The following is a 15,342-nucleotide window of genomic DNA, read 5'->3' as shown; positions in this document are numbered from 1 at the left end:
GTGCCAAACGTCCAGTGTGCCGCATCGCACCGACGAGGCCGCCCGGTCCGTTCGGCGGGTGGTTCCCGGGTGGGTCAGACCGCGTCGTCGGCCAGTTCCGAGACGCCGGTGATGCGGTGCAGGGGGTAGGTGCGGACCTCGTCGGAGGTGTGGTCGTAGGCCGTGACGTAGCCGCCCTCGACGCGGACGGGGGCGATCACGCGTTGGCTGGCGGCGCCGTCCGCGTTGACGTAGCCGATCCAGACGGGCGAGCTGGTGAGGACCGCGGCCTGCATGGTGGCCAGGGTCTCGGCGGAGGTGGTGCGGGGCAGCGCGCCCGGTGCCGGGCTGCCGGTGGGGGCGGCGGCGGGCTTGCGTTCGGCGGTGGCGGCCAGGTCGCCGGCGCGGATGGCGCGGACGGCCGCCTCCAGCAGGGTGCGGTCGGGCGGCGGCGGGCCGTCCGGGACCGGGGCCGGGGCCGTCCGGGGCGGGGTGCGGTAGGAGTCGGCGCGGGCCACCAGGACGTCGCCGGCGGCGGATTCGGCGGCCGGGGCGTAGCCCATCGCCCGCAGGCCGTCGAGGAGGTGTTCGGGGGCGCACTGGGCGGCGAGCACGGTCGGGGCGAGCCGGCGCAGTCGCAGCGCGGCGGCGCGGCGGTCGGCGAGGATCTCGGCGAGCAGTGCGTCGTCGTCGCAGCGGACGTAGGCGGTGGCCGCGCCGACCCGCAACTGGCCGTGTCTGCGGGCCACGTCGTCGACGAGGTAGGCGAGGGGCTGCGGGACCGGGGTGCGGGAGTGGGCGGTCAGGAACTCCTGGAGCTCGGCGGCGGACCGGCCGCTGTCCAGGGCCCGGCGCACCGACGCCGGGGTGAAGCGGTAGACCGTGGCGCCGCCCTTGGACTCGACGTCGGCCAGTACGCCGAGCGCCTCGGCGAGCGGGCGGTGCAGTGGGCCGGGGGCGACCGCGGTCAGGTCGGCCTGGAGCAGGACGTGGTCGAGCGGTTCGGGCAGCAGCGGGGCGAGCAGGACGGCGGCGCGGGCCGCGGTGGTGGTCGCCTCGGCGGGGGTGAGGGGTGTCGCGGTGGCGCCCGGCTCCGGGGCCGGTGCCGCTTCGGCGGCGGGCGGGGCGGTGCCGAGCAGGGTGCGGCCGTGGGTGGCGAGGGCGCCGCGCCCCGTCACGCCCAGCAACTCGGCCTCGGCGAGCGCCCCTTGGGCGAGTCGGGAGCGCAGGTCCTCGGCGGGGGCGGGGCCGGCCGGGCCGTCCGGCGCGGCGGGCGCGGTGGCGGCCGGGGGTTGGGCGGCCGGTGCGGCGGCGCGCAGCGGACGTTCCCAGCGCAGGCGGGACAGCAGCGTCGCCTCCGGGACGGACGTGCCGGGCGCCAAGGTGGCCAGCAGGGTCAGCACGCGGTGGCGGACCTCGGGCGCCGGGGAGCGGTCGAGGTGCGGGCCGAGGGCGGCCAGGGTGCGGCCCTTGGCGTCGGCGGTGCCGACCACGCCCGGGGTGCGGGTGGCGGGCAGCCAGGCGGCGACCAGGACCGCCCAGCGCTCGTGGTCGGGCAGTTGGAGCCACTCCTCGGCGGCCGGGGTGGCGGCGTAGCGTTCGTCGGCCTCGCCGTCGGAGGCGATCAACCCGGCCGCGTAGGCGAGTTCGAGCCAGAACGCGGCGAGCTGTTCGGTGGTGTCCAGGGCGGTCGCGGTCCGCTTGAGGTCGCGGACGCTCAGGCCGCCGGCGCGCAGCACGGGCGGGCCGCCGAGGTCCCACTCCTTGAGGAGTTCCTCGACGGTGGCCAGCGCGGTGAACGCCTGGCCCGCGGCGGCGTTGTCCACAAGCTGTGGATCGCGTGCGGTGGTCGGGGCGAGGGCGGGCGGGGCCGGCTCGGGGACGCGGTGCGCCCGCCCGGCGCGCAGGTGCAGCGCGGCCTCCCGGGGCAGGGCGACGTTGCGGGCGCCGGCCGGCAGCAGCAGCCCGCGGTCCAGCAGCCATTGCAGGTGGGCGGCCGGCCGGTCGGTGACCGCGCCGTAGGGCGGGCCCCACAGCAGCTTGTCCAGGACGGCGACGGCCTCGGCGGGCGCGGTGTCCAGGAGGGCGGCCATCCTGGCCCGGTCGCTGAAGAGGGCGGTGAGGGCGGCGACCGCGGACACCGGGTCGTGGGTGGCGGGCAGGTCGACCGCGGCGAGGATCTCCTGGAGCCGGCCCGGTGACATGCCGGCGGTGGCCTCGGTGACGGTGGGGCCCAGACCGGTCGGCGAGGGGCGGGTGGGGTTCGGGGCGAGTAGTTCCCGGGCGGTGCGCACCAGGCGCAGCCGGTCGTCCGGGCCCCACACCAGGGCCTGGGCGCGCAGGGCCGCCAGGGCCCCCGGCAGGGCGGCGGTGACCGCCTCGTCCCCGGCGTCCCCGGCCATCAGCGCCGCCAGCGTCCCGTACGGGCAGGGGTCCGGGGCGACGGCCAGCGCCTCGGCGGTCTGAAGGGCGAAGGTGTCCAGTCGCTCCACCGCGCGGACCACCGACGCCCGGGTCCCGGCCCGGGTGGCGAGCTGGGTCAGATCGCCCGGCACCGGGTTGAGCAGGTCGGGCCGGGCCCGCAGCAGGCCGGCGAGCCCGCGGTCCGAGCGGGTCCTGAGCTCCTCGGCGAGGGTGCGGGGGGTAGCGGTGGTCATTCGTCCTACGTTAGCCGGGCGGGGGAGACGACGGGAGCAGGCGGCGGGCGCGGATCGGCGGGGCGGGGCCGGGGGCCGGCGCGCGGTGCACGGGGCCGCGCGCCGTACTGCGGGGCGGCGTCGTGCACGGCGCGGTGCGCGGGTGCCGCGCGCCCGGCCGTGGTGCCGCGCGCCGTCGTCGGTGCCGTGCGGCGGGCGGCCGGCGGTGCCGGGCCGGGGCCACGGGGTACCGTCGGGGCAGCAACCAGCGCACGCCGCAGGGGATTTCGTGGGGATCGAGAGCGAGCAGCTCGTCTTTGACTATCTGAGCCGGGTGGGCGACCTGGCCCAGCAGCACGGGCTGCCGTCCGGCACCCGGATGCGGCTGGTGGCCTCGCTACGGGCCGAGATCGACGCGCAGAAGGCCGACCAGAAGGCCGATTCGGTGCCCGGGGTGAAGCGGCTGCTGGCCCGGCTGGGCACGCCGGAGGCCGTGGTGAAGGCCGCGGCCGACGGGGCCGGCGGGTCCGGTGCGCAGGGCGCCGGCGGGGCCGGGACGAGGGCGGCGCCGCCCCCGGTGGCCGGGCCCGCGGAGCCGGTCCGGCCCGCCCAGTGGTCCGGTGCGCGGGAGCGGCTCGGCGGGTTGATCGGCAAGGTGCCGGCGCCGCGCGACGGGGACGGGGCGGACGACGGCGGCCGGCGGCCGAACTTCCTCAAGAAGCGTCCCGCGCCGTCCGGCCCCCAGGCCCCGCCGGCCGCCGCGCCGCCCCACTTGGCCGGCGCCGACGAACTGGGCGACGCGGAGGACCCGCCGGACTGGTGGCGGGTGGACGGCGCGGGGGCCGACGCGGAGGCCGCGGCGGACTTCGTGCCCGGTTTCGTCGGCGGCATCGAACTCTCGGAGGTCTGGGAGCGGCCCGAGGAGGACGAGGACGCCGACGGTAAGGGCGGCAAGGGCGGTAAGGGCGGTAAGGGCGGCAAGGGGGCGGGGCAGGGCGACGGCGGGCGGCGCGGGCGGGCCCTGCCGGCGCTGCTGCGGAAGACGTTGGGCCGGCCGCCCGTCCAGGAGCCGGTGGCCGGGGCGGAACCCGCGGGCCCGGCGGACGCCGCGGAGGGTGCCGAGGAGCCGGCGCGGTTGCCCCTGCGGGCCTGGCTCAGCCCGGTGTTGACGCTGGCGGTGCTGCTGCTGGTGGCCGGTGCGGTGGTCGGCTCCTGGTTGGCGCTGGCCGGTGGTTGGGGGCTGGCGTACGTGTCGCGCCGGCTGAGCCGTACGGAGACGAAGTTCGCGGCGCTGGGCGTGCCCGGGATCGTCGTCTGCGGTCTGCTGGTGTGGATCTGGGGCCGCAGCCAAGGCCGTTGGGGCGCGCCGATCGCCCCCGGGCAGCTGGGCCAGGAACTCCTCGCGGGGCTGCCCGGCGTGGTGCGGGTGGCCGCGGTCGTCTCGGCGCTGTTCCTGCTCTGGCGGATGCGCCGGGCGGCGCCGTGAGGCGCGGGCGCGGCAGAGGGGCGGGCGGCGGAGCGTCGCCCGCGCCGCCGCGCTCCTTCGCGGGCCGCTACTTCTTGGCGAGCCGCTGCTGGATCTCGTCGAGGATCTTGTCGGCCGCGGTGTAGCCGATGCCCTGGATCCACAGTTGGTCGTCGACGCGGAGGGACTTGCCGTTCTTGACGGCCCGGAGGTTCTTCCACAGGGGGCCGGTGGTGATCTGGGCCTCCTTGGACTTCTCGGGGCTGCCGTAGGTGGCGTAGAAGACCGCGTCGGCGTCGGCCTTGGTGATCTGCTCGGGGCTGACCTCGACCATCAGGCCGTCGCGGGCGCCGTCGACGACCGCGGTGGGGCCGGTGCCGAGGTCGTCGAGGACGGTGCCGATGTAGCTCTGGCAGCCGTAGATGCGGGTGTCGGCGCCTTCGACGAAGCGGACGACGTTGGTGCGCAGGGCGCGGGCCTTGGCCGGGCCGCCGAGGGCCGTGGTGACGCGTTCGGCGTGCGCGCGGTAGGCGGCGACGGTGCGTTTGGCTTCGGGGATCTTGTTCAGGGCGGCGGCGTGGACGGCGAAGTTCTGCTTCCACGGGTAGCCGGTGGAGTCGGTCATGACGGTCGGTGCGATCTTGCTGAGGTCGGCGTAGCGCTGGCCGTCGCGGACCTTGTTGGTGAGGATCAGGTCGGGCTTGAGGGCGGCGATGGCTTCCAGGTTGGGGGCGCCGATCTTGCCGACGTCCTTGATGCCGGCGAGCTTGTCCTGGGGGAGGTAGTCGAGGAAGCCGGAGGCGACGTCGGAGCGGGTGGCGCCGACCGGGGTGACGCCGAGGGTGAGCGCGGAGTCGAGTTCGGCGGTGTCCAGCACCACGACGCGGTGCGGGGCGTCGGGGACGGTCACCTCGCCCGTCGCGGTGCGGACCGGGTGGCTGCCGCCGCCCGCGGGGGCCGGCGCGGGCCAGGTGGTGGTGGGCTGCGCGGGGCATTCCGCGGCCTTGAAGGTGCCGTTGGGGCCGGCGGCGGAGGCGCCGGAGTCCTGGCCGCTGCCGCAGCCGGTGAGCAGCAGTGCGCCGGCGGCGACGGCGGTCGCGGCGGCCCGGGCGGTGGCGGGGCGGCGGTGCGGGGGCGGGGTGCAGACGGCCGGGCGGGTCGGGCGGGTTGGGTGGGGGACAGCCGGGTGGGTTGGGTGGGTCATCGCAGCCCTTTCGGCTCGGCGGCGGGGAGGTCGCCGGGGCGGGTGCCCCGGCGAGGAGACGTCACTGCCGGGTGTCCCCTTCCCAGGGACGGCCCGGCACCACCAACGGGGAGCCGGTCACCGGGTCCGGGACGACCACCGAGTCCAGGCCGAACACCGCGCGGACGAGGTCGGCGGTGACCACGTCCCCGGGCCGGCCCTGGGCGACGATCCGGCCCGCCTTCATGGCCACCAGGTGGTCGGCGTAGCGGGCGGCCTGGTTGAGGTCGTGCAGGACGGCGACGACGGTCCGGTCGCGCTCGTGGTTGAGCTGGCGCACCAGGTCGAGGACCTCCACCTGGTGGGCGATGTCCAGGTAGGTGGTGGGTTCGTCCAGGAGCAGCAGGTCGGTCTCCTGGGCCAGTGCCATGGCGATCCAGACCCGTTGGCGCTGGCCGCCGGAGAGCTCGTCGACGGGGCGGTCCGCCAGTGTGGCCACGTCGGTGCGCGCCATGGCCTCCACGACCGCCCGTTCGTCCTCGGCCGACCACTGCTGCCACCAGCGCTGGTGCGGTTGCCGGCCGCGGGCGACGAGGTCGCCGACGGTGATCGCCTCGGGGGCGACGGGGGTCTGCGGCAGCAGTCCGAGGGACTGGGCGATCTTCCGGGTGGGGATCTGGGCGAGGTCCGTGCCGTCCAGCAGGACCGCGCCGCGGCGCGGTCGCAGCAGCCGTCCCAGGGCGCGCAGCAGCGTCGACTTGCCGCACGCGTTGGGGCCGACGACGACGGTGACGGCGCCGTCCGGCACGTCCAGGTCGAGGCCCTCGACGACGGTGCGTTCCTCGTAGGAGAGGGTCAGGCCGCGGGCCGTCAGACGGGCGGCGGGTTCGTGGGCGGCGGGCTCCTGGGCCGTGGTGTCCGCCCCGGCCGCCGGCCGCGGGGTGCCGGTACCGGTCACGCTTGTCCTCCTGTGGCCCGGCCACGGGCCCGGTGGCCCCTGACGATCAGCCAGATCAGATACGGGGCGCCGACCGCGGCGGTCAGCACGCCCACCGGCAGCTCGGTGGGTGCGAGCAGCTTGCGGGCGAGCAGGTCGCCGAGGACGACGATGACGGAGCCCAGCAGCGCCGAGCAGAGCATTGGGATCTGCGCGGTCCGGGTCAGCCGGCGGGCGATCTGCGGGGCGAGCAGCGCCACGAAGTCGACCGGCCCGGCCGCTCCGGTCGCCATCGACGCCAGCACCACGCCGACCGTCACCAGCCCCAGCCGGGTGCGGTTGAGCCGGATGCCCAGCGCGGTGGCGGTGTCGTCGTCGAGGGAGACGGTCCGCTGGGCGCGCGCCGCCCACAGGACGGCGGGCAGCGACACCAGCAGCGCCCAGCCCAGCGGGGCGGCCTCCGCCCAGCCGCGTCCGTTGAGCGAGCCGGTCATCCACACCTGGGCCTGCTGGGCGACGAGGTAGTCGCCCTTGGTGAGGAACAGTTGGGTGACCGAGCGCAGCGCGACGGCGAAGCCGATACCGATCAGCACGAAGCGGGTGGCGTGCAGTCCGCCGCGCCACGCGAAGACGTAGACCAGCAGCGCCGCCAGCAGCCCGCCGGCCACCGAGACGTAGGGCAGCACCGCGAACGAGGTGACGCCGAAGGTCATCGCCCCGACGGTCACCGCCCCGGCGCCCTGGGTCACGCCGATGATGTCGGGGCTGGCGAGCGGATTGCGGGCCACCGTCTGGATCAGCCCGCCGGCCACGCCGAAGGCCGCGCCGACCAGCAGCCCGACCACCATCCGCGGCAGCCGCAGCGTGCCGACGACCAGTTCCTGGGGGGATGGTTCGCCGGCGAGGACCTTGAGCACGTCGGTGGGCGCCACCCAGCTCTCGCCGGCGCACAGGTACGCCACGCACACCACGGCCAGCGCGGCGGCCAGCGCGACGGCGACCACGGTGGCGCGGCGGTGCAGCAGGAAGGAGCCGCGGCCGGCCCGGACCAGCGCGTACCCGGCGGGGCGGACCGCGCGCGGGCGGGCGGCGGGGGAGGTGTCGGTGGCCGTCATGCCGCCACCGCCCGTCGCCGGACCAGGGTGACCAGGAACGGCACGCCGATGAGGGCGGTCATCACGCCGGCCGGGACCTCCGACGGCGGGAACAGCACCCGCCCGACGGTGTCCGAGACCAGCACCACGACCGGGCCGAGCAGCGCGGCCATCGGCAGCGTCCAGCGGTGTTCGCCGCCCACCAGGGCGCGGGCCAGGTGCGGCACGGCGAGGCCGACGAAGGCGATCGGGCCGGCGGCCGCCACGCCCGCGCCGGTCAGCACGGTCGCGCCGAGCCCGCCCACGATCCGCACCGTGGCGACCTTCTGGCCCAGCCCCCGGGCGACGTCCTCGCCGAGCGCCAGGGCGTCCAGTCCGCGCGCCACCGACAGCACCAGTACCGTGCCGACCAGCAGGAACGGCCAGATCTGGGCGGCCACCGCGGCGTCCCGGCCGGTGAGCGAACCCACCTGCCAGAAGCGGAACTCGTCCAGTGCCGCGGCCTTGGTGGTCAAGATCGCCATCGACGCCGACACCAGCAGTGCGTTGATGGCGGCGCCGGAGAGCGCCAGTTTGACCGGGGTGGCGCCGCCCCGGCCGCGGGCGGCGATGCCGTAGACGACCACGGCGGCGATCCCCGCCCCGGCGAACGCGAACCACACGTAGCCGCTCAGGGTGTGCACCCCGGCGAAGGCGATGGCGGCCACCACGGCGGCCGCGGCGCCCTGGCTGATGCCGAGGATGCCGGGGTCGGCGATCGGGTTGCGGGTGATGCCCTGCATGACCGTGCCGGCCATCGCCAGCGCGGCGCCGACCATCAGGCCGATCAGGGTGCGCGGCAGCCGCAGGTACCGCACGACCTGCGCGGCGTCGTCGGAGCCGCCGTGGACGAGGGCGTCGAGGACCGCCGACGGGGCGAACGCGCGGCTGCCGACGGCGAGGGAGAACACCACGGCCAGCAACAGCGCCAGCACGGCCAGCGCGGTCAGGCCGAGCCGGCGGCTCCGCTTCCGGTGCGTCACGGGCATGGCATCACGGCGTCGGGTCCCTCCGCGCGGTCTGGAGCTGTGGTTGCGGACCCGCGGTCACCGGACGGCGGCCGCGGGTTAGGTAAGGCAAGGCTAACGGTACGTCCTGGCCGGTTTGCTCCGCAGGGGCACAGGCACAATGGCAGGCATGGCTGCGCATCCCCTGACCGTCGGGTTCGACCTCGACATGACGCTGATCGACTCCCGCCCCGGCATCAAGGCCGCCTACGAGGCGCTGGCCGAGCGCACCGGGACGCACATCGACGCCGCCGCCGCGGTCACCCGGCTCGGGCCGCCGCTGGAGCAGGAGATCCGCCGCTGGTTCCCGGCGGAGCGGGTGGCGGAGATCAGCGACCTCTACCGCGAGCTGTACCCGACGCACGCGATCACCGGCACCCTGGCGATGCCGGGCGCGCGGGAGGCGGTCGACGCGGTGCGCGCGGCCGGCGGCCGAGCCGTCGTCGTCACCGCCAAGTACGAGCCCAACGCCAAGCTGCACCTGACCCACCTGGGCATCGCAGCGGACGCGGTCGTCGGCTCGCTGTGGGCCGAGGCCAAGGCGACGGCGCTGCGCGAGCACGGCGCGCGGCTCTACGTCGGCGACCACACCGGCGACGTGCGCGGCGCACGGACCGCCGGTGCCCTGTCGGTCGCGGTCGCCACCGGGCCGTGCGCCGCCGACGAACTGCGCGCGGCCGGTGCCCACGTGGTGCTCGACGACCTGACGGCCTTCCCGGCGTGGCTGGATCGTTACGCGGCGGATCCCGCGCGCTACCCGGCGGGCGGCGCCGACGGCGACGGGGCGGCCACCGCCTCCGACTGACGGCGCTGGGCGAGCACGGAGCGCACCACTCCGCTGCCCGCGATCAGGAAACCGGCGCCCATCAGCATGGACATCCAGTAGAACTCCCACGGCAGCGGGTGCGTTCCGAGGAACAGCGGGAGCACCGTGGCGAGAGTGGCCAGTGCGCCAACTAGGAACACGATCGCGCCGATTCGGACCAGTAGATCCCCGGCCTGGGGCGTTTCATCAGACACCTGACCAGGGTAAGTCCGGGCCGGGGGCGCCGAGGATCCCCCTGGCGACGTCTTGTCACCGGGCCCCGGACCATTAGCCTTGGGGGAGGCGGGCTTCGGTGGCCCGCTGCACTGTTATCCAGACCATTTTTCCCACGCCGCGGCACCCCACGTGCCCGCGGCGAAGAGCCCGCATTTTCCGACGAGTACGAGGACGAGGACAGACGTGCCTACCGGCAAGGTCAAGTGGTTCAACAGCGAGAAGGGCTTCGGCTTTCTCTCCCGCGACGACGGCGGTGACGTCTTCGTACATTCGTCGGTGCTGCCTGACGGCGTGGACATGCTCAAGCCCGGCCAGCGCGTCGAATTCGGTGTCGTCGCGGGCCAGCGCGGTGACCAGGCACTGAGCGTCGTGCTCCTCGACCCGACCCCTTCGGTCGCCGCGGCCCAGCGCCGCAAGCCCGACGAACTCGCCTCGATCGTCCAGGACCTCACCACCCTGCTGGAGAACGTCACCCAGCAACTGGAGCGCGGGCGCTACCCCGACAAGGTGCACGGCGCCAAGATCGCCGGGATGTTGCGCGCGGTCGCCGACCAACTCGACGTCTGAGCCGCACCGCTCAGACGAACGTCAGCGCGGCGGGGCCGAGGGGCGGCACGAGCCCCTCGGCCGCGGCGCGGGTGAGCAGCCCGCGCACCGCGGCGTAACCGTCCTCGCCGAGGTCGGCGGTGAATTCGTTGACGTACAGCCCGATGTGCTGGTCCGTCACCTTCGGGTCCATCTCCTGCGCGTGCTCCAGGACGTACGGCCGGGACGCCTCCGGGTCGTCCCAGGCCATCCGGACCGACGTGCGGATCGCCTCCGCCAACTGGCGAAGCACCGGCTCGCCCAGCGACCGCTTGGCGATGATCGCCCCCAGCGGGATCGGCAGACCGGTGGCCAGCTCCCAGTGCTCGCCCATGTCCGCAAGGCAGTGCAGCCCGTAGTCCTGGTACGTGAAGCGGGCCTCGTGGATCACCAGGCCGGCGTCGACCTTGCCGTCCCGCACGGCCGGCATGATCTCGTGGAACGGCAGCACCACGACCTCGCCGACGCCGCCCGGCACCTCGGCCGCCACCCACAGCCGGAACAGCAGGTACGCGGTCGACCGCTCGCTGGGCACCGCCACCGTCTTGCCCGCCAGGTCCGCCGCGCCGCCCGGCTCCCGGGTCAGCACCAGCGGGCCGCAGCCGCGCCCCAGCGCCCCGCCGCAGGGCAGCAGCGCGTACTCCTCCAGCACCCACGGCAGCACCGCGTACGACACCTTCAGCACGTCCAGTTCGCCGCGCTCGGCCAGGCCGTTGGTGACGTCGATGTCGGCGAAGGTGACCGCCAGCTCCGGTCCGCCCGGGACCCGGCCGTGCGCCAGGGCGTCGAAGACGAAGGTGTCGTTCGGGCACGGGGAGTAGGCGATGGACAGCGGCCGGGTCACGAGGTCCTCCGGGGGGTGGGGGGCGGGGGGCGCCGGAGCCGCCGCGGGAACGCCCGCCAGGGCTCCGGTGAACGTGCGGAAGGCGCCGGTCAGCGCGGCGAGGGCGGGGCCGATCCGCCAGGCGGCGCGGTCCCGGGGACCGACCGCGTTGGAGACCGTGCGCAGTTCCAGCACCGGCAGGCCGTGCGCGGCGGCCGCCTCGGCGACGCCGAACCCCTCCATCGCCTCGACCAGCACACCCGGGTGACGGGCCGCCAGCTCGGCGGCGCGGGCGGCGCTGCCGGTGACGGTGGAGACCGTGACCACCGGGCCGGCCGTCCCGCCGGTCGCCGCCGCGACCGCCGCGACCAGCGCCGCGTCGGGCCGGTGCACCGCGGTCCCGAAGCCGAGTTCGGTGACCGGGACGAAACCGTCGGGCGTCTCGGCGCCCAGGTCGGCGGCGACGATCGCGTCCGCGACGACCACCGCGCCCAGCGGCGCGGCGGGGGCGAAACCGCCGCCGATGCCGGCCGAGACCACCAGGTCGTAAGGGGCCCCGGCCAGGGCGGCCGCGGTCAGCGCGGTGGCGGTGCCGGCGGCCGCCGCGGCCGGGCCGACACCGGCGGCCAGCACGTCCGGGGCAACGGGCGCCCCGTCCGGTCCGGTGGGCGCGCGGTGCAGCGCGTAGCCGCCGGGCAGCGCCGCGGGCCGGTGGCCGCCGGGGGCGTCCTCGGCAACCTCGGCGTCCAGCGCGGCGCACACCGCGTCGCGTTCCGCGGCCACCGCGGTGACGACCAGCGTCCGCATCAGACGCCGCCCGCCGCGTGCCGCCGGTCCCCGGCCCCCGCGCTCAGTGCGCTCAGTCCTTCAGCTTCAGGTTGAAGTGCCACAGCGCCATCGGGCCCGAGCCCTGGGCCTTGCCGGCCTCGGCGACCATCAGGGTCACCTCGCGCAGCGACTCGGACTGACCGGTCGCCGGGTTCATGGCCTTGAACAACTCGTCGGTGCTGAAGGTGCGGTACGTGTCGGTGCTGGGCGCCGCCATCACCGGTCCGCCGCCGACGACGAACCAGCCGACCTTGGCGACCTTCGGGTCGACGCCCACGCGGACCCGCTCGCCCGGGCGCACGGTGATGGTCCCCTCGCCCTTCTTGGCGATGCAGCTCTGCACGGCCTGCTTGTCGAGGGACTTGCCGTCGCCGTCGCAGCCGGGGGTCACCTCCGCCGTCACCGTCTGCGTGCCGACGGTCACCGTCGCCAACGAGGTCGGCTGCTGGCAGGCGGAGAGAGTGAGCAGGCCCAGGGTCACGGCACCGAGGGCAGCGGCGGCGCGGCGGCCCTTGCCCCGGGAGATCAACGCAGCGGTCATACGGGGCAGGCTATCGGGCGTCCCGGCGCTCGCCACGCGCGGGTGCGGCGCGCCGCACCACGGGCCGCCGCACGGGGCGCCCCGGACCCCGCGTCACCCCACCCGGGCGGCCGGCCGACCGCTGTGGCGCGCCGCGCCCAGCAGCCCCCGCACGGCCACCGCGGCGCCCGCCGCCACCAGGGCCGCGGCCACCGCCAGACCCAGCGGGCCGATGAGCGGCAGCGCGATCCCGAGGGCGCCGCCCACCACCCACGCCAACTGGAGCACCGTCTCGGACCGGGCGAACGCCGAGGTCCGCACCGCCTCCGGCACATCGCGCTGGATCATCGCGTCCAGGGACAGCTTCGCCAGCGCCTGGGACAGCCCCGCCGCGGCCGCCGCCACGGGCACCACCACGACCGCCAGTACCTCGTAGCAGAGCGCCGCCAGCACCGTGGCGGACAGCGCCAGCCCCAGCACCGCCGCGATGATCGGCTCCGGGCCGCGCGCCCTGAGCCAGGCGCCGACCGCCGTGCCCAGCGCGTTCCCCGCCCCGGCCGCCACCGCGACCAGGCCCAGCGACGCCGCCGCGCCCAACCCGCCCAGGGGGTGCTCGCGCAGCAGGAAGGCCAGGAAGAAGGTGAGGAAGCCGGAGAGCGCCCGCAGCGACGCGTTCGCGCGCAGGCCGTGCAGCACGGCCGGGCCGACCGTCCGCAGCCCCGGCCGCCGGCCCTGCGCCCCCGCGCCGTCGCCGGCCGCCAGCCGGGCCCGGGCCTCGCCCTTGCCCGAATCGACCGCGTGCGGCAGCGAGAACGACAGGAACGTGCCGGCCAGGAACACCACGCACGCCCCGTACAGCGGCCAGGCCGGCCCGATCAGGTGCAGTCCGGCGCCCACCGGCGCCGCCGCCCCGGTCGCCAGCAGCCCCGCCAGCGTCACCCGGGAATTGGCCTTCACCAGTGAGATCCGCGGCGGCAGGAGCCGCGGCACCACCGCGCTGCGCACCACCCCGTACGCCTTCGACGCCACCAGCACCCCCAGCGCCGCCGGATACAGCGCCAGCCCGCCGTCGGCCACCGCCCGGGACATCGACAGCGCCAGCAGCGCCCGGGCCAGCATCGCGCCGGCCATCGCGGCCCGGCGGCCGTGCGGCACCCGGTCCAGCAGCGGGCCCACCACCGGCGCCAGCAGCGCGAACGGCGCCATGGTGACCAGCAGGTACAGCGCCACCCGGCCCCGTGCCTCGTGGGTGGGCACCGAGAAGAACACGGTCGAGGCCAGCGCGATCGTGATCATCATGTCGCCGGCGGCGTTCACCGCGTGCAGCTCGATCAGCTGTGCCAGGCCCGATTCCCCGGCGCCCTGCGCATGGGTGGCGCGCCGTAGTTGCCGGGCCGCGCCGCGCAGCGGCCGGTGCAGTGCGCGTCCGATCGCGCGGCCCGCCCGGCGGGCTTTCGACCCCCTCGTCGCCCCGACGCCAGCCACCTGGTCATACTGCCCCAACTCGCCCCAGAGGGGGCGATTTATCCCCCCGCTCCGGCGGGGCGCACCGGCCGACCGGCCGCACTCGTGGCCCGACTGGCCGGTTACGGTCGGAGATATTTGCTGCTCCCGCCGAGGGGTCGTGCAGCGTTGAAGGGGTAGCGTGTCCAGAGCGCCACCGGCGGTCCGTTCCGGCCGCGTACCTCATTTCCCTGCGATCCCGCAGAATAGGACGTAAGAGGTGCGCTCGACCGAACGATCCAACCGGGCGCGGACGTCGACGCGGTCCCCCGGTCCGCTCCGCCCGCCCCGGTACCGCCGGTCGTCCGGACAGGACCAGGACAGCCCCGGCTGGCGCGCTCGTGAGACGGCGTGGAAGAGAGAATCGATTCTTGTGAGTGCTGCGATGCGAAGCCGTACCCCTGACCGGCTGTGCGCCGAGGCGGTCGACCTTGCCCGCAAGGCGGCCGAGGAGACCGCCACGCCCGGCACGGTCGGCGAGCACGTCGACGCCGTCGCCGAGGCGGACCGCGTCGTCACCCATCTCTTCGACTGCACGCAGCCCGGCTACCGCGGCTGGCGCTGGGCCGTCACCGTCACCCGCGCCTCCCGCGCGAAGATCGTCACCCTCGACGAGTCGGTCCTCCTGCCCGGCCCCGACGCGCTGCTGGCCCCCGAGTGGGTGCCGTGGAGCGAGCGGCTGCGCCCCGGCGACATGGGCCCCGGCGACCTGCTGCCCACCGAGTCTGACGACCTGCGCCTGGAGCCCGGCTTCAGCGGCGAGGACGCGCCGCCGCCGAACTCACCGGTAGCCGAGGGCATGGCCGCCGACGTCGCCGACACCGAGGAAGCGGTCGTCGTCCCCGGCTCGCCCGCGATCCAGCCGGTGCCCGGCCGCGGCAGCGTCGGCGCGGTCGCCGAGGAACTGGGCATGGCCCGCGCCCGGGTCCTGTCGCGCTACGGCCTGCACGCCGCCGCCGACCGCTGGGAAGAGACCTTCGGCCCCAAGACCCCGATGGCCCAGGCGGCCCCCGCCACCTGCATGAGCTGCGGCTTCCTGACCCCGATCGCCGGCTCCCTGCGGCAGGCGTTCGGCGTCTGCGCCAACGAGTTCTCGCCGGCCGACGGCCGCGTCGTCTCGCTGTCCTACGGGTGCGGGGCGCACTCGGAAGCCGCCGTCATGCCGAAGCCGCCGCGGCCGGCGGAGCCGGTGCTGGACGAGACCGTGGTCGAGCCGGTGTCCATCCGGCCGGCGGTCAACGGCGGGTCCGTCGAGGACGGTGGGCCGGCGGAGGAGCTCGGCCACAGCTGAGCCCTTGCCGCGGGGTGGGCGGCCCACGTTGCCGGCTGTCCCGCCGTGGGGGTGCCCGTGGGTCTTTGCCCGCCTTCGGCGGGAGCGGTGGGGTGTGTTGGGCGGGTGCGTCGCCTTCTCTTCGTGGTGGGTGTCGGGGGTGGGCCGGGGGTGCCTGTGTTGAGGACTGCTGCGCTTTACGTCCTCAACACAGGCACCCCCGGCCCACCCCCTCGCGTAGTCGTGCGGCCCCCCCCCGCCCGGTGGGTGAGGCGTACGGGGCCGTCGTGGTGGCCCACGGACCAGAAGCGCGGGTTGGGCGTGGACGACCCCCACCCCACCGACCCCACAGCCGTCACCCAGCTCCCACCTGGCGCCCCCGCCCCAACACCCCCTCCGCCGAAGGCGGGCACCCCCGCGGTGGAGCAGCC

The 15,342-nt window shown here is 76.0% G+C and carries 13 protein-coding genes and 1 pseudogene; 4 read left to right on the top strand and 10 right to left on the bottom strand.

All coding sequences use genetic code 11. The annotated features are described in order from the left end of the window. Positions 1-74: 74 nt before the first annotated feature. The gene (locus ACJ6WD_RS25895; protein WP_407616594.1) at positions 75-2,636 is read right to left on the bottom strand and encodes a helicase-associated domain-containing protein; all 2,562 of its coding nucleotides are present in this window, start codon (positions 2,634-2,636) and stop codon (positions 75-77) included. A 268-nt stretch (positions 2,637-2,904) separates the two neighbouring features. On the opposite strand from ACJ6WD_RS25895, the gene ACJ6WD_RS25890 reads away from it, so the two are divergent. Further along, positions 2,905-4,101 carry a hypothetical protein gene (locus tag ACJ6WD_RS25890; RefSeq protein WP_407616593.1) on the top strand — a complete coding sequence of 399 codons (1,197 nt, stop codon included), beginning with the start codon at positions 2,905-2,907 and terminating at the stop codon, positions 4,099-4,101. 67 nt (positions 4,102-4,168) lie between these two features. Here the strand turns inward: ACJ6WD_RS25890 and ACJ6WD_RS25885 are convergent, their stop codons facing one another. The 4 genes from ACJ6WD_RS25885 to ACJ6WD_RS25870 all read right to left on the bottom strand — a co-directional run bounded on the left by ACJ6WD_RS25885 (position 4,169) and on the right by ACJ6WD_RS25870 (position 8,322). After that, positions 4,169-5,284 (bottom strand): ABC transporter substrate-binding protein, encoded by a 1,116-nt coding sequence (locus ACJ6WD_RS25885; protein WP_407616592.1) that lies wholly within the window; start codon positions 5,282-5,284, stop codon positions 4,169-4,171. A 61-nt stretch (positions 5,285-5,345) separates the two neighbouring features. After that, positions 5,346-6,137 (bottom strand): ABC transporter ATP-binding protein, encoded by a 792-nt coding sequence (locus ACJ6WD_RS25880; RefSeq protein WP_331249243.1) that lies wholly within the window; start codon positions 6,135-6,137, stop codon positions 5,346-5,348. Positions 6,138-6,217: 80 nt separating this feature from the next. Then, entirely contained in the window at positions 6,218-7,315 is a 1,098-nt protein-coding gene (locus tag ACJ6WD_RS25875; RefSeq protein WP_407616591.1) for a FecCD family ABC transporter permease, read from the bottom strand. After that, a complete protein-coding gene (locus tag ACJ6WD_RS25870; RefSeq protein WP_016575641.1) occupies positions 7,312-8,322 on the bottom strand; it encodes an iron ABC transporter permease in 1,011 nt (336 codons plus the stop codon). Before ACJ6WD_RS25870 ends, ACJ6WD_RS25875 begins: the two co-directional genes overlap by 4 nt. A gap of 148 nt (positions 8,323-8,470) precedes the next feature. Between ACJ6WD_RS25870 and ACJ6WD_RS25865 the strand changes: the two genes are divergently transcribed. Continuing rightward, entirely contained in the window at positions 8,471-9,145 is a 675-nt protein-coding gene (locus ACJ6WD_RS25865; RefSeq protein WP_331249238.1) for a haloacid dehalogenase-like hydrolase, read from the top strand. Here ACJ6WD_RS25865 and ACJ6WD_RS25860 read toward each other — a convergent pair. Next, the gene (locus tag ACJ6WD_RS25860; RefSeq protein ID WP_331249237.1) at positions 9,094-9,360 is read right to left on the bottom strand and encodes a hypothetical protein; all 267 of its coding nucleotides are present in this window, start codon (positions 9,358-9,360) and stop codon (positions 9,094-9,096) included. The genes ACJ6WD_RS25865 and ACJ6WD_RS25860 overlap by 52 nt on opposite strands. A 205-nt stretch (positions 9,361-9,565) precedes the next feature. On the opposite strand from ACJ6WD_RS25860, the gene ACJ6WD_RS25855 reads away from it, so the two are divergent. Next, the gene (locus tag ACJ6WD_RS25855; protein ID WP_016575638.1) at positions 9,566-9,949 is read left to right on the top strand and encodes a cold-shock protein; all 384 of its coding nucleotides are present in this window, start codon (positions 9,566-9,568) and stop codon (positions 9,947-9,949) included. Between the two features lie 10 nt (positions 9,950-9,959). On the opposite strand, the gene ACJ6WD_RS25850 is transcribed toward ACJ6WD_RS25855, so the two are convergent. From ACJ6WD_RS25850 to ACJ6WD_RS25835, 4 genes and pseudogenes are all read right to left on the bottom strand, one after another. Next, positions 9,960-10,811, bottom strand: a complete 852-nt coding sequence (locus ACJ6WD_RS25850; protein ID WP_233658582.1) for a 1,4-dihydroxy-6-naphthoate synthase — start codon at positions 10,809-10,811, stop codon at positions 9,960-9,962. Positions 10,812-10,889: 78 nt separating this feature from the next. Beyond that, positions 10,890-11,597: pseudogene (locus ACJ6WD_RS25845) on the bottom strand (futalosine hydrolase); the annotation flags it as partial. A gap of 52 nt (positions 11,598-11,649) precedes the next feature. Then, entirely contained in the window at positions 11,650-12,159 is a 510-nt protein-coding gene (locus tag ACJ6WD_RS25840) for a hypothetical protein (protein WP_016572561.1), read from the bottom strand. A gap of 93 nt (positions 12,160-12,252) precedes the next feature. Further along, a complete protein-coding gene (locus tag ACJ6WD_RS25835) occupies positions 12,253-13,623 on the bottom strand; it encodes an MFS transporter (protein WP_376557827.1) in 1,371 nt (456 codons plus the stop codon). Positions 13,624-14,026: 403 nt separating this feature from the next. On the opposite strand from ACJ6WD_RS25835, the gene ACJ6WD_RS25830 reads away from it, so the two are divergent. After that, a complete protein-coding gene (locus ACJ6WD_RS25830) occupies positions 14,027-14,932 on the top strand; it encodes a DUF3027 domain-containing protein (protein ID WP_233658579.1) in 906 nt (301 codons plus the stop codon). Positions 14,933-15,342 lie beyond the last annotated feature (410 nt).

Origin of the sequence: Streptomyces sp. VTCC 41912, from assembly GCF_045799175.1 — a bacterium.
Taxonomy (GTDB): domain Bacteria; phylum Actinomycetota; class Actinomycetes; order Streptomycetales; family Streptomycetaceae; genus Streptomyces; species Streptomyces albulus_C.
Note: the sequence above shows the minus strand (reverse complement) of the source record. Positions and strands in the feature narration are given on the sequence as shown.